This is a genomic window from Clostridium amazonense, from assembly GCF_056431285.1.
Genome location: NZ_JBWKMH010000006.1, coordinates 82,522 through 96,661, shown reverse-complemented (window position 1 = coordinate 96,661; position 14,140 = coordinate 82,522). Strand labels below are relative to the sequence as shown.

The window sequence follows — 14,140 nt, the reverse complement described above, 5'->3', positions numbered from 1 at the left end:
AAAATAGAATTATTGTCCAATGATTATAATTTTAACTCTTAAAAAAATTTAATTTTTTATATAAAAAAAGCTGAAACACAAAGTTTCAACTCTTTTTATTCTTTATAATCCATAGACATTTCTTTTTTCTTTTTTCAAGGTAAAAAATCCTTTAATAGTTATATCATTTTCTTCTACCAATTTTTTTATTTTATCTTCATTTTCATATGAGTATTTTATTGATATTCCACAAAATGAAGATAATTTTCTAGGTGTCGGTGACACAACATATTTTATTTTATTTTGTTTTAATACCTTTTCAAGTTTAGTTCCCTCTGTGTAGTTATAAAATAATATATAATACTCTATATTATCCATAGATATCTTCCTTTTACAAAACATTTCTTTTAGAAATTACATAATTTCTAAGAATGCCTCTATTCTTGTTTTTATTTGTCCTGAATCTTCATTTCCATAATCTGTTTCAATTCTTATTACAGGTACATTTTCTTTCTTTAATTCTTCTTGCAACTTATTTGATTCTATTGAATAAGTATGGCAGAAAGATAATCCAAAATCTATAACACCATCTACATCATATTCTTTTACATATCTTAAAACATCTTCTACTCTGCCTTCGTTTGGTGTAAAACAAGCACAGTTTATATTTAAATATCTGTTAGCTAAATTAGTCACTAAATCATCTAAAGTTTCACCTTTGTCACTAACTAGGTTTTCAAAATATCTTGTTCCTGTACAGGATTCTTCTGCAACAACTTCAGCATTTAAATTTTCTATTATGTAATGTAATTTCCAGTTTGGTAATGCCATTGGTGTTCCTGTTATTAATATTCTTTTTTTACCTGTATCTTTTAAAGTTTTTATTCTCTCTTCTAGTTCATCACATAGCTCATTAACTTTAGTTATGAATCTTTCTGGTTCATCATAAAATGCTATTTGACTAATCAATAAAGAATCTAGTCCACTTATTGGAGCTGGTCTATGTTTTCTTAAGTCATAAAGTCTTTTTAATGCTTGTCTCTTTCTATTGCATATATCTATAGATTTTTTTAAGTTTTCTACAGTAACTTTATTGCCTGTGAATTCTTCCATTTTTTCTATAAATAATTTAATTTCATTTGCCCACATTTTAAAATCTTTTTCTCTTTTCATTTGTGGTAAATCCATAACATGAATTGGTTTTCTTTCTCCAATTATCTCCCATGCTTTTTTCTTTCCATCACAAGTAGTTTCCCCTACTACCATATCACAAGCTAAGAAATACGGACATGTTCTGTCTACTAAGGCTCCTGTAAATGCCTTAATTAATGGACATAAGTTTTTAGGTAATACTTTTTCACCACCCGGAACCCAAAATTGTGATCCTGCACATAATCCTACGCCTATTGAATTTGTTGCTAATATAATCTCATCTGGTACAAATACGCAGAATGTTCCAACTACTTTTTTTCCTTCTTTTTTTGCATCTTCTAGTTCTTGAATTCTAAGTCCATGAACCTCTGAAACCACAAAGTTAAAGTAATTCATTCCTTCTGGTCTATTTTCCTGTTCCATATAAGTAGCACTATAAAGTTCTGGTAATATCTCACACAATTGATCATGTTTTTCTAAATCTACATTTAGACTTTTCCACATTTCTCTATAATCCGCCATAATACATCCTCCAATATAATAATTTATTTAACCTTTGTGTATTTTTTTGTATTTTAAAATAAATTATGTCAATTAAATTCTATCATATTGTTGAGTTATTTTTACAATATTCAAATAACTATAAAAAAATCAAATAGATCTAATATATCTATTTGATTTCTCCAATAAAATAATTAAGGAATTCTTATAAAAATTTTATCACTGAACATATCAGTATCATCCAATTTTTTAAATTCATAACTTCTTGGCTCAGAATTTATTCCCCTTATTGTATCAAACATTCCTTCTAAATTAAAAATACCATATCCCCATTCCCTATTTGGGTATATGTCACCTTTTCTTTTTATAGTTCCACTATATAAATATGATTTTATTTTACTTGCATATATATTAGGATCATTTCCTTCAACTATTGCCCATTGATAAAACAATGCCATACCACCTGCTAAAACAGCAGCCGCCACACTAGCCCCAGAAACATTAACTATATTTCCACCTGGAGAAATTGTCTGTACATTAATTCCACCAACAGTTACATCTGGCTTTATTCTATTATCCCTTGTATAACCACGTCCTGAATCAACTACTACACTATTAGTATTTTGATTATAATAAGCAGCTGACAAAGCACTATAACTAGTAGATGGTACTGTTAATGTTATATATGGACTGGAATTTAAAAAGCCTGTATTTGTTCCCAATAGTTCCCTTTGATACATCCATATATCTATATCTCCAAATAATATATATTCACCTATTAAATTTAATCTCCATATTCCAGGTTTTATATCTTTAATTAGTACTAGTATATTTTCATCGCCATTATAATCATCTGGATAATTATATATAACCATTACACTTGTATTCTCAAAAATCAACTTTGCCTCTTTTGTTTTTTTTATTCTAGCTGGTATGGGCTCAATTATCTCTCCACTTGGTGAAACAATTCCAACTGATACTCTATCTGGTTTAGTTGCCCAAATTGTCAATATTAAATTTTTTTGGTTTTGATCTACCCTAACTTCAACAGTATGAATATCTCCTGTCTTTTCAATTTTGCCTCTATAATGTGTTTCACTTTGCCCCTGACTTCCACATCCGGTGACAACTAGTGTTCCATTTGTCCTCGATATAGAATCAATATACCTTTCTACAATTGCACTAGCATCATGAGCTGCAAAATTAGTTGCAAGTGGTATATATATAACCATGGGCATCTTAAAATATTGCTTTAATTCATATAAATAATTAATTGCAAGTAATATGTCGGATGTTTGATAAACAGGATACTGAAGCCGTTCAAGACAATTTTGCCTCATAGCTCTATCACTAGCTTCTTGTAGCTTAACTACAGCAAACTTGCAATTTGGAGCTGCACCTTGTTCTATATTAACCCCACGAGCACCTATTATTCCTGCCATCTGAGTACCATGCCCATTATCATCCTTGCTAAAAACAATGCTATATGGATCCTCACCTTTTTTTGATGCTTCTATTGCCTTATTAATTTCACTATTACTATATTTATTTCCAAAATAATAGCCATTATTATTTTCCATATTTGAAGTTTGATCCCATATACTTAAAATTCTACTTTTACCATCTTCGCTTATAAATTCTGGACTTAGGTAATCTATTCCTGTATCTATAATACCTACAATTACACCATCTCCAGTTAAGTTTAAATATGAATTACCGTGATATTTATTTATATTAGAAGCTTCTAATGGTGATACTGCAGTTAATGAATATATTATATTTCCTTCTACGTTTTTTATGTTTTTTACCTCTTTTACTAATCTATCTATTTCACCTACTTTTACTGCCAATATAGCATAAACAGAATTTATAATCATTGCACATGCATAATCTTTGTTTTTAAGTTCTGATACTATATCTCCATAATATTCCACTATATATGCTTCATAATCATCACTTAAATAGTTTTTTCCACATTCATTATCTACTTTAGTTTTTTCCCTACTATTTTTCATCCTCCTCTCTCCTCTCTATTATATTTTTAAATTCATTCGGAAATTTAATAAAGAGTCTGTTTTCCTCACTAGAAATACTTCTTATATTTTCAAAAACACCATTCAAATCTAATATTCCATAACCAAATTCTCTATTTGGATATATATCGCCTGGCCTTTTTTTAGTTCCACGAACTAAATAAGATCTTATTTTAGGTGTATATAAAAGCGTGTCATTTTTCTCCACTATTCCCCATTGAAGTAGTAATGCTACTACTCCAGCTAAAATAGCAGTAGCTGCTGAAGATCCTGTAACCTTTTTAATTTCATTATTTAGTCCTGTTGTCAATACCCCTACTCCCCCAACAGCAATATCCGGCTTAATTCTATTATCTCTAGTGAAACCTCTTCCAGATTCCGCCATCAATGTATTTTTATCTTGATTATAATAAGCTGTATTTATAACATAATTTGCAGTTCCAGGGGTTGATAGTGTTATATATGGGTCTGGATTTAAAAACCTAGTATTAGCTTCCAGCAATGCTCTTTGATACATCCATAAATCGTAGTTCCCATCAACTACATAATCCCCAAAAATTTTAAACTGCCAAATTCCATCTTTAAGATTAGTCATAAGTACTTGTATATATTCATTTCCTGAGGACTTATCCGCAACATAATATCTTACTTTTACATTAGTCTTTTCATATATAAAATATAAATCTTCCACTTCTTCAAATTTTACTGGAATCCTATCTATACTTTCTCCACTTGGTGAGGTTATTCCTATAGAAATTTTATCTGGAGTTCTCGCCCAAATAAAAATCATTAATCCTTTTTGATTTTTGTCAACTTGTACTTCTACTGTTTGAATTTCTCCAGTTTTATTTAACTTTCCACTAGTGTGTGTATCTGTATTCCCTTGGTTTCCTGTTCCTGTTACAACTGTTACCCCCTTAATATTTGTATATCTATCTATGAAGTTTTCTACAAGTCCAGTTCCATCATGACCACCAGCATTACTCTCCATTGGTATACATATAACCAATGGCTTATCTACCTTATAGTGATAATTCAATAAATAAGTTATACCTAAAATTAATCCTGTTGTTCCTGTTATAAATGTCTTTTTATTAAAAACTCCATTTTGTTCTAATACAGATTTATCTGATTCTTGACATTTCACAATTGCAAATTCACAATTTGGCGCTGCTCCTAAAACTCCATTTATCCCTCTTGCACCAATAATTCCAGCCACTTCAGTACCATGTCCATTCTCATCTTTTTGTGGTACTATTTTATACGGGTCTCCCCCGTTCATGCTTTCCTCAATAGCTCTATTTATTTCTTCTCTAGTATACTCTGCACCATATGAAAAATTTTCTGGTGGTTTTCCTACTGTTGCACTTTGATCCCATATAGTAGCTACTCTTGTTTTATTGTCTTCTGTCATAAATTCTTTATTTAAATAATCTATACCTGTGTCAATTATTCCTACAATTACACCAGTACCATTTAATTTTAAAAATTGATTGCTATGAAACTTTAGTACATTCGATGTTTCAAGTGGAGATATTTCTGATAATGTATATAATTTGGTTTCATTATATCCAACTATTGTTTTACTGTTTTTAACTACATTTTCAATAGTCCCCTTTTTAACTACTATTAAAGCCTCTGAATTTGTTAATTTAAACACACACACATTAGAATTGTTCTTGTATTCCTCACTTACATCTCCCAAATACTGAACTAAATAATTATCATAATCTACATTATTAAATAATTTCCCGCACTTTTCTAATTCTTCATTAGGGGTTTCTGTAATAAATGGACTTTCTATATTATTTTTAACCTCAGTTTCTCTAATACCTGCTGCATCTCTATATCTAAGAGGTTCTTCATTTAACCAAATTTCTAAGGAATCTCTTAAGCACAATGTTCCATATCCCCATGTTGGATTAGGATGATCTTCATTGCCTTTTATCTGTTTTGCTCCCTTTAATATATAATATTTTAATCTCTCTCCATATAAGTATGGATCTCTTCCTTTTATAAATCCCCATTGTAGTAATAATGCAGCTGCTCCTGAAACTACTGGAGTTGCCATTGATGTTCCACTTAATTCATCATATCCACCACCAGGTATTGGCCCAACTATATTTTGTCCAGGTGCTACTATATCTGGCTTTATATTCTCTGAATTTAGTCTTCCTCTTCCAGAAAAACTGGATATATCACCAATATTACTATTGTAGCTTCCTACTGTTATAACATTTTGAACTGTTCCAGGTATACCAAGTGTATTATATACTGTTGGCCTTAAAAACTTTGTTTGCCTATTTAGTGCTTCACTTATAGGTAGCCAAACATCAACACTTGTAATTTCCTTTCCCTCTCTATACAATACTATTGTCCAAACACCTTCTAGTAAGTATTCATTTTGTGCTACTAATGTTAATATAATTTCTCCTCCTATATTAAATGGAAGTGGCCCTGATTTATATATAAAATAATATGTTCCCCTTAAATTACCTTCTACATATGCTCTATTAAAATTTATTATTGGAGTTCTATTTCCATCTGGTGCAATAATTTGCACACTTATATCAGATATAAACTTTTTATATAATTGAAATATCAATGCTGGTTCTCCAGAAGCTACATTAAGTTCTATTTTAGATACTTCATTTACCTCTACGCTTACATGATGACCTTTATCTCCTTCATTTCCCGCTGCACAAACAAAACTTATCCTCTCTAATGCACTAATTACTGATATATATTGTTCAAAAAGAGTTCCTCCATTATGTGCTCCATCATTTGTACTAAAACTTAAATTTATTACTAATGGTTTTTTTAACTCCCTAAATTTATCTAATAAAAATCTTATGGCTCTCATAACTTGACTACTTTTTGTAAATGTTCCCTCGCCTTCCCTAGTAAGCTTAACCATAATTATTGAAGCTTCTGGTGCTACACCATAATTTTCTTTGGGAATTCGTCCACCAGCAGCTGCTATACCAGCTACATGAGTACCATGTCCTACCTTATCAACATGTTCTACTATAGATTGAGGATCATTTGACTTTAATGCTTCATTTATTTGATTTGAATCATAAATTTTTCCAATACTTAAATCGTAAATATAGTCTATTCTTGTTGTTCCATCAGCATTTGTAAATGCAGGATGCATATAATCTATTCCTGAATCTATAAATCCTATTACTACACCTAACCCTGTTAATCCATAATTTATTCTGGGTGTATTTATACATGATGCTGAGTTTACACTTTCACTATCATAGTGAACAGTTCTAGGTAATTCTATATATTGTATTTCATTTATTGAACCAACTTTTTCTACATCACTAAAATTCACTGTTACAATGCCAAATCCATAACCTAAGTCGTCTAATACACCACCTATGCTTTCTACTTTAGATTTAACAATTTGAAAATCAGTACTATATAATACAATTAATTCAATTTTTTCTCCACTTAAGGTTTGCTTATACTTTGCTGAAACTTTGTTTAATAATCCCCTTGGTATATTCAAAATTAAGTTTAAAAAGCCCTCAAAATTCTCCAAAACTTTCAACTCCAAATATTATTATTCACTTATAATTTTATGCACTTAAAATAAAAAAAAGTATCTATAGTAGAAATTTAACCTACTATAGATACTTTTTGTTAATTATAATTCAAATTCAATTCTATTTAATTTTGCTATGACTTTTATGTCTTTATGTGATACTGTTTCTGTTCTTAATGAATTTTTATTGCTTATAAGTAATATTTTGCTTGCATCTAGTCTTTTTATTTGTCTTATTACTCTTTCATTATTATAATCTATAAGACAAATAGCATTATTTTCTATTTCGCTTGTTAGATTAGCAAATGCTACATCACCTTCACAAATTCTAAAACCCATTAAATCATCATTTGCAATTTTTATAAATAATACTTTATCTGCATTAAAACCTTCAACTTTTTTAGATATTATAGGTAATTGTTTATTTCCTACAGGTTTTGATAAATCATAATTATAAATTCCTATAGTTTTTATTACTGATCCAAAAGCATCATCCCATACTTCATTGATTTTTTCTGGTGCTTTATTTCTAACTTCCGTTTTAACTGTTTTAGACTCTTCGTAAGCTATGTCTTGGAACATTGTAGAAGCTGTTTTAAGTTCTCCACCTAAAACCTTTCCAATTCTCTCCATCATTTTTTCATTTATAACTTTACGACCAGTTTCAACTTCATTTATAAAACCTTCAGAAACTCCTAATTTCTTAGCTAATTGCTTTTGGCTCATTCCTTTGTCGTTTCTAGCTTTCTTTAAAGTTTCTCCTACTTTACTCATATTACTACCCCTTACTTAAGGACTTAATTTTTATAAAATAAATCCTTCTATAATGTTAAAATAAAATATTTATTTCTTAGAAAATTGTTCACGTTCCTTAATTAAATGTTCAAGCAAAAATTTGAAGCTCCAGTTGATTGATACTGGTGTAACTGATGCTAATATAGGTTTAGATTCTAAATTATTTCTTACAATTTTAACTGCACTTTGAATTGCTCCACTAGAAAAATTATTAAATATAATCACTTTTTCCTTAGGCATTTCATGTATCTCATCAACCTCTATCTTTTCACTTAATATATCTCTTAGTTTTAGCTTTGACATATTCTCTTTAACTACAATACATTCTCTAGATGTTTTGTCTTTAAATTTTAAATTTAAAATTTCTAGTTCGCTTTCATCTAATCCATAAGTTATCATTACTTTATCATTTAAATTATTCATATTAAACCCTCAAGTATTCTAATTACATTTTTTCTGGTTCTGGATACTCTACACCAAAAGTTTCTACTGTAACTTCTTCCATTACTTGATCTTCATCTGGTTTATCCATGTAATTTCTTGATACTAAAGAAATTTCATCTGCAACATCTTGACCTTCTATAAGTTTCCCAAATGCAGCATATTGTCTATCTAAGTGTGGTGAATTTTCTACCATTATAAAGAATTGACATCCAGCAGAATTTAAAACTTGAGTTCTTGCCATAGATAAAACACCTTTTGTATGTTTTAAATTATTTTCAAATTTATTTGCAGCAAATTCTCCTTTTATACTATATCCTGGGTTACCCATTCCAGTTTTATCTGGACATCCACCTTGAATCATGAATCCAGGAATTACTCTGTGGAATATTAATCCATTGTAAAAACCTTTATTTATAAGACTTATAAAGTTATTAACTGTATTTGGAGCTATTTCTGGATATAACTCAGCTTTCATTATTTTACCACTATTCATTTTTATAGTTACTATTGGATTTTGCATAATATTTCTCTCCTTTATTTTAACTTTTCTAAAATATATTCATTTACATTTTTATATATTATACAATGATTATATCACATGAAAATTATTCATTTAAGACTTATTATTTCCTAAATCTAATATAAATATAACCATAGTAAAAATTCATAAAAATAAGGGAGAACTGCTTCCCCCTAAATTATGACTTATCTTTATCTTCTTTGCTGTCTTTCTCTTCTTCATTTATAGCTTCATCTATAATTTTCTCAACTTTATCAATATTTATATCACCATTTGCTATATCTTTCAAATTAAGATTAATTCCTAAAACTTTTTTTAAAATTATTTGAATAAATATTAATAGTATTCCTTGTATTGATGTTAATATGGTTGCTTTTTGACTATCACCAGACATACGTTCATCCATCTTATCCTTATCAACTTCCACTATCAATGTCCACCCTAAATCCTTATCTATTGTGAAATATGAACCATAAACATCTTTATTTCTATAATTTTTATATGGTGTATATCTTGAATAATCTATATTTAACTTAACTCTATCTATATCAACCTTTTGTTTACCTACCGCTCCTGGAATATATCTAGATTCAGTTAAAAACATACCTTCATCATTTACTATATAAGCCTCTGAATATTCATTAAGTCTGTTTTGTTTCATTATATCATTTAGCTCTTTCAAGTTAGTCCTCATCCAAATTAATCCCATAATATTTTTATTTGAATCTATTATAGGATTGTACATATCAACTGTATAGTCATTATCACCTAAAACAGTTTTTACTCCCATTGCTTTTGTTTCAAAAACTTTATTAACCTCTTCAGATTCTCTAAATTTATCACTTTCGTCTATATATCCATAAACTATTTCTTTGTTTTTGTTTAGAACTAATATATTATCATATCGTTGTCTACTTGCCATTATAAAGTTCATCTCTTTAGCTACCTTAGTCTGATCCATATTAGTTAAGCTATCTGATAATGAGTATAACTTTATTTCATAAAAAACTTGACCTATTGAATTTTGAACAGTTTTTGCTAAATCTTGACCTATATAATAAATATTATTTACCACCATTTCATTATTCTTTTTTACATTATCATTATTAACTTTTAGAAATCCACCTAAAGAAAATAACATGGAAAATGAAGTTATACATATTACTCCAATGACAAATTTACTTATAGTTTTTTTAGGTTTTTTTATGCATAACATTTTTATAACTCTTCTTTATAAGAATGTACTCTTAAATTTAATTTTTTATCATAATTTACAAATTCTATAACTAAAGATGCACCTGGTAAGATTATAAAATAATCCTTATTTAATATATTTATACTTCTATCTTTCATTATTTCCTCTTTATGAAATAGCAAAACATCATCATCCTGTAGATTTATGCTCTCCATTACTTCCTCAGTTTCATCCTCATTTAAATTACATCCGTAAATATTAATAATATTATTTTCCTCAGGATTTTTTACAATTATATCATTAACAATATATATACTATTACTATTTTTTGGATTAACTATATCTATTCCATTAAAATTTTCATTCATTTTAAAATCTTTATATTCATCTAATTGTTCATCACTATTTTCTTTATTCATTTTGAAAACTCTCATAACTTACCACCCTGTTACTATATTTTTTCATAAATAACTTAAATTAAAAATTCAACTTGAATATTTAATTTTAAATTTAATTCAAGTTGTCTAGTGCATTGTAGAAATATACGTAAATATTTGTTTTTTTGACTTTCTATATAATTAATTTATGTAAAACTATAGTATGTTGTTAAAGGATTTTGTAAAACTTTTTATATTTATTAGATTTCAGATTTACCCTTTTGCGTATAAAAAAAAGAACCACATATTGTGATTCTTTTTATAGCATATCAAATAATATAATATTATTATCAAGGGTTACATATGCGCCATCATAATTAACAGTATCTAAGGTTTTCAAATCTGTTATATTTAAGATTTCCTCTCCTAATGATGAAGTAATAAGTTTGTCCTCTACATATGATATAAAGCACCAATCAGGGTCATTAATTGGTATTTCAACATTATTTTTTTCGCCTTTAACTATTGTTTTGCCATTTACCTCTCTTTGACTTACTATTTGCTTACTTTCAATATCATAAAATCTACTTCTTTTACTACTACCATTTTCAGTATATATATAACTTTCTATTATTCTTTTATCATTTGTATCCTTTTTTAATAAATATATATCTTCTCTATTCTCTTTAAAATTAACAACTTTATAATAAATATTTTCTTCATCCGCTTTTAACAATCTTGCTCCAAAATCATCTTGATTTTTGAAAATATAATTTATATTCAATTTTGAATTATTATTAATACTTAAAACTAAATCATTTAAGCTAATACTATAAATTTTATAATCTTTTCCATCTACTATAAAATCCTTGTTTTTATAATTATTACAACTTCTTTCTTCTAATAAAATTTTTGTATCTTCCTCATAATTATATTTAATTATATTTTCTACCTTAGCAAAATTTATATCACTATTATTTATTTTATGTTTACTTTTCTTTTCCATATCAATTAAATAAAGTTCATAATGACTTATATAATTAGGGTCTCTATCATCATAGTCTGCGCCATACAATAAAGCATATCGTTCATTTAAAATTTCTACTCTTCCTTCTTTATCAACACTACATAATTTATCTACTTTACCATTTCGTAAACATATTCTATAAAAATCAAAAAAATCATGCGTTCCTAATGCATTAGTATATATATATTGTCCATTAGTGTATGTGCTTAAATGCATAGCAAATTCATACATTTCTATAGGTATTTTATTAACTTTTTTATACTTATTACTTTTTAAGTTATACTTATAAAAATTTAAAAATGTCTTTCCCTTTATTAAGTCAACATCTCCAAATATAAATTCTTCATCATTAAGCTTTATAACATTGTCAAAATAAAAATCATGTTTTTTTAAATCTACCACATTAATCAACAATATCAATTCCCTTCTAATTATCATTATATTTGTATTATGTCCATTTTTTTACTTTTAATCACCTAATATGAATTTAATTAAGTAAAAATTAAGAGTGAAAAGTGAAGAGTTATGGTTAATATTATTCATTTCATTCATAATATTCAAGATAAAAATACCTAAAAACTACGTTTTTATATTGTTTTCAACTAATTTGCCCTGCAAATTTAATAAAAAATCATTCTTTTAAATTGGAAATCCAATTTTTACATTCACTTTCAATTTTCCATTTTCAATTAAATTAATTGGAATTCTCAATTAAAATAAGAGTAATTTCATTTTTCAGCTTGGAATCCTATACAATAAAAATGACTTATTAAATAGATAAATTATCTATTTAATAAGTCATAACTAAGTTCTATCATTTTTTCATCTTCTGATGAATTAAATATTTCTATCTTTCCAGGTTTACTACTATTATTTTTAATATCATTTTCAATTAATAGTCTTTCTACTTGCCTTGCCGTACCTAGACTTCCATCTATAATCTCTATATCTTTATTTAGAAAATTTAATATTTTTTCTTTAATAAATGGATAATGTGTACATCCTAAAACTATAGAACCTACCTCTTTTTCCTTTAATATATTAATTTTTTCTTCTAAATAATTATGTATTGCCAAACCATCAATATCTCCAGTTTCTATTAACTCCGCAAGTCCACCACAAGGCATAGGTCTTATTTTTGCTATTTTACTATACTTATTTTGAAGTTCTGCAAATTTCTTTTCTGCTAATGTCACTGGTGTTGCCATAATTACAATTTCACCTTGTTTTTTAAGTTCAACTGCTGGCTTTAAAGCTGGCTCTATACCAATAATAGGTATATCTTTGTAAGTATTCCTTAAATCTTCAATTGCAACACTCGTTGCTGTATTACAAGCTATAACTATAGCCTTAACATTTTTACTCAATAAAAACTTTACAGCATCAAAGGTTAATTTCTTAATTTCGTCATATGTTTTTGTCCCATATGGAGCATTTTTAGAATCTCCAAAATATATAAAGTTTTCATTAGGTAAAAGTTCTAAAGTCTTTTTAAGAACACTAAGTCCTCCAACTCCTGAGTCAAAAAAACCTATACTTTCTTCTCTTTTTAAAGTCATTATTGTCACCACCTTATAAAAGAAACTTATAATTCATTTTTTATATTTATATCCCATATATTTAAAAATATATCACAATATATAAATAAATTTCTACAGTAATATATTTATTTTATATTATTTTCATCAAAAAAATAATCACTATAATTTAGTGATTATCTTTTATTATACTACTTGTTTTGTAATTCTTCTATTTTTTCTTTAATATATTCTGTTAATTCTTTATCAGCTATACGAGTTTTATCATCCATAATAGGTGGATTTACTCTAAAGAAGTTTATTATTAATTTATTTTCTTTTATTATATATTCATCTGAATGTAGTGGTGAGAATATAACTTCAACTTCCTCATATTTATCACCTTTTATTTCTGAAACTAAATTATCTAAATTTAATTTTTTTACAGGTGCAGCCATAGCACTTGTGTATTCTAAGTCTTCCATCATCCACATATTATTATTCCAGAATTTTTTTTCTTTCTTATTACCAACAAAAGGTTCTCTATTTTTTATAGCACTTAATGCTCTTCTAACTGATTCAGCATTAAATTCATCATCATATGCAGCACTTAAAGCTGGCATTTCAGAAACATCATAGAAAAAGTTTTCTGGTATGTTATCCTTTTCACTTGCTGCTTGCCAATAATAAAGCATTGCTTCAACTGCTTCAAGATTTAATTTAATTCTTTTTACCATAACTAAAAACTCCCCTTTTTTAATTGTTTTTCATATGTTTAATATGAATTTATTATGTATAAAATTTCAAGCTTATTTCTCTCTAAGTTAATAAAATTTAATTTTATATTCCTATAGATTAGCTTGTACATATTTTATTATACAATAAATAACTAAAAATAAGTTTAAATTTATAAAATATTTCGATTTTTAAAGTAATTTTTAGTTATATGTATAGGGTTCCAAGTTTTAATTTTAAATAACATCTTTATCAAATGATATTATTAAGCTTACAGTTTATTTCTATTTTTATATTTGGAACCAAGTA

Annotated in this window: 12 protein-coding genes; all 12 read right to left on the bottom strand. The window is 27.2% G+C overall.

From position 1 onward, the window contains the following. Positions 1 to 102: 102 nt before the first annotated feature. Positions 103 to 357: a putative Se/S carrier protein gene (locus AC07E4_RS03145; RefSeq protein ID WP_478215703.1), complete on the bottom strand. Its 255-nt coding sequence runs from the start codon at positions 355 to 357 to the stop codon at positions 103 to 105. Between the two features lie 36 nt (positions 358 to 393). After that, positions 394 to 1,653 (bottom strand): double-cubane-cluster-containing anaerobic reductase, encoded by a 1,260-nt coding sequence (locus AC07E4_RS03140; protein ID WP_478215702.1) that lies wholly within the window; start codon positions 1,651 to 1,653, stop codon positions 394 to 396. A 173-nt stretch (positions 1,654 to 1,826) separates the two neighbouring features. After that, complete coding sequence (locus AC07E4_RS03135; RefSeq protein WP_478215701.1) at positions 1,827 to 3,647, bottom strand: S8 family peptidase; 1,821 nt, start codon at positions 3,645 to 3,647, stop codon at positions 1,827 to 1,829. After that, entirely contained in the window at positions 3,637 to 7,218 is a 3,582-nt protein-coding gene (locus AC07E4_RS03130; RefSeq protein ID WP_478215700.1) for a S8 family serine peptidase, read from the bottom strand. The genes AC07E4_RS03135 and AC07E4_RS03130 overlap by 11 nt, the downstream gene beginning before the upstream one ends. Before the next feature lie 105 nt (positions 7,219 to 7,323). Then, positions 7,324 to 7,995: a helix-turn-helix domain-containing protein gene (locus AC07E4_RS03125; protein WP_040328196.1), complete on the bottom strand. Its 672-nt coding sequence runs from the start codon at positions 7,993 to 7,995 to the stop codon at positions 7,324 to 7,326. A 69-nt stretch (positions 7,996 to 8,064) separates the two neighbouring features. Next, the gene (locus AC07E4_RS03120; protein WP_040328198.1) at positions 8,065 to 8,439 is read right to left on the bottom strand and encodes a DUF3783 domain-containing protein; all 375 of its coding nucleotides are present in this window, start codon (positions 8,437 to 8,439) and stop codon (positions 8,065 to 8,067) included. Between the two features lie 22 nt (positions 8,440 to 8,461). Next, positions 8,462 to 8,980, bottom strand: coding sequence for a peptidylprolyl isomerase (locus AC07E4_RS03115; RefSeq protein WP_040328200.1), 519 nt, complete (start codon positions 8,978 to 8,980; stop codon positions 8,462 to 8,464). 178 nt (positions 8,981 to 9,158) lie between these two features. Further along, positions 9,159 to 10,196 carry a cache domain-containing protein gene (locus AC07E4_RS03110; protein WP_478215699.1) on the bottom strand — a complete coding sequence of 346 codons (1,038 nt, stop codon included), beginning with the start codon at positions 10,194 to 10,196 and terminating at the stop codon, positions 9,159 to 9,161. A 2-nt stretch (positions 10,197 to 10,198) separates the two neighbouring features. Then, on the bottom strand, positions 10,199 to 10,609 hold the full coding sequence (locus tag AC07E4_RS03105; RefSeq protein ID WP_478215698.1) for a hypothetical protein: 411 nt from the start codon (positions 10,607 to 10,609) through the stop codon (positions 10,199 to 10,201). 262 nt (positions 10,610 to 10,871) lie between these two features. Further along, on the bottom strand, positions 10,872 to 11,993 hold the full coding sequence (locus tag AC07E4_RS03100; protein ID WP_478215697.1) for a hypothetical protein: 1,122 nt from the start codon (positions 11,991 to 11,993) through the stop codon (positions 10,872 to 10,874). A 368-nt stretch (positions 11,994 to 12,361) separates the two neighbouring features. Next, on the bottom strand, positions 12,362 to 13,138 hold the full coding sequence (gene murI / locus AC07E4_RS03095; RefSeq protein ID WP_040328207.1) for a glutamate racemase: 777 nt from the start codon (positions 13,136 to 13,138) through the stop codon (positions 12,362 to 12,364). A gap of 170 nt (positions 13,139 to 13,308) precedes the next feature. Then, positions 13,309 to 13,833 (bottom strand): TDE2712 family protein, encoded by a 525-nt coding sequence (locus AC07E4_RS03090; protein ID WP_040328209.1) that lies wholly within the window; start codon positions 13,831 to 13,833, stop codon positions 13,309 to 13,311. Positions 13,834 to 14,140 lie beyond the last annotated feature (307 nt).

Excerpts from the sequence above, each read along its gene's own strand:
- AC07E4_RS03145 (WP_478215703.1), bottom strand. The coding sequence starts at position 357 with ATGGATAATATAGAGTATTATATATTATTTTATAACTACACAGAGGGA.
- AC07E4_RS03115 (WP_040328200.1), bottom strand. The coding sequence starts at position 8,980 with ATGCAAAATCCAATAGTAACTATAAAAATGAATAGTGGTAAAATAATG.
- AC07E4_RS03090 (WP_040328209.1), bottom strand. The coding sequence starts at position 13,833 with ATGGTAAAAAGAATTAAATTAAATCTTGAAGCAGTTGAAGCAATGCTT.
- AC07E4_RS03125 (WP_040328196.1), bottom strand. The coding sequence starts at position 7,995 with ATGAGTAAAGTAGGAGAAACTTTAAAGAAAGCTAGAAACGACAAAGGA.
- AC07E4_RS03120 (WP_040328198.1), bottom strand. The coding sequence starts at position 8,439 with ATGAATAATTTAAATGATAAAGTAATGATAACTTATGGATTAGATGAA.
- AC07E4_RS03110 (WP_478215699.1), bottom strand. The coding sequence starts at position 10,196 with ATGTTATGCATAAAAAAACCTAAAAAAACTATAAGTAAATTTGTCATT.
- murI (WP_040328207.1), bottom strand. The coding sequence starts at position 13,138 with ATGACTTTAAAAAGAGAAGAAAGTATAGGTTTTTTTGACTCAGGAGTT.
- AC07E4_RS03105 (WP_478215698.1), bottom strand. The coding sequence starts at position 10,609 with ATGAGAGTTTTCAAAATGAATAAAGAAAATAGTGATGAACAATTAGAT.
- AC07E4_RS03135 (WP_478215701.1), bottom strand. The coding sequence starts at position 3,647 with ATGAAAAATAGTAGGGAAAAAACTAAAGTAGATAATGAATGTGGAAAA.
- AC07E4_RS03140 (WP_478215702.1), bottom strand. The coding sequence starts at position 1,653 with ATGGCGGATTATAGAGAAATGTGGAAAAGTCTAAATGTAGATTTAGAA.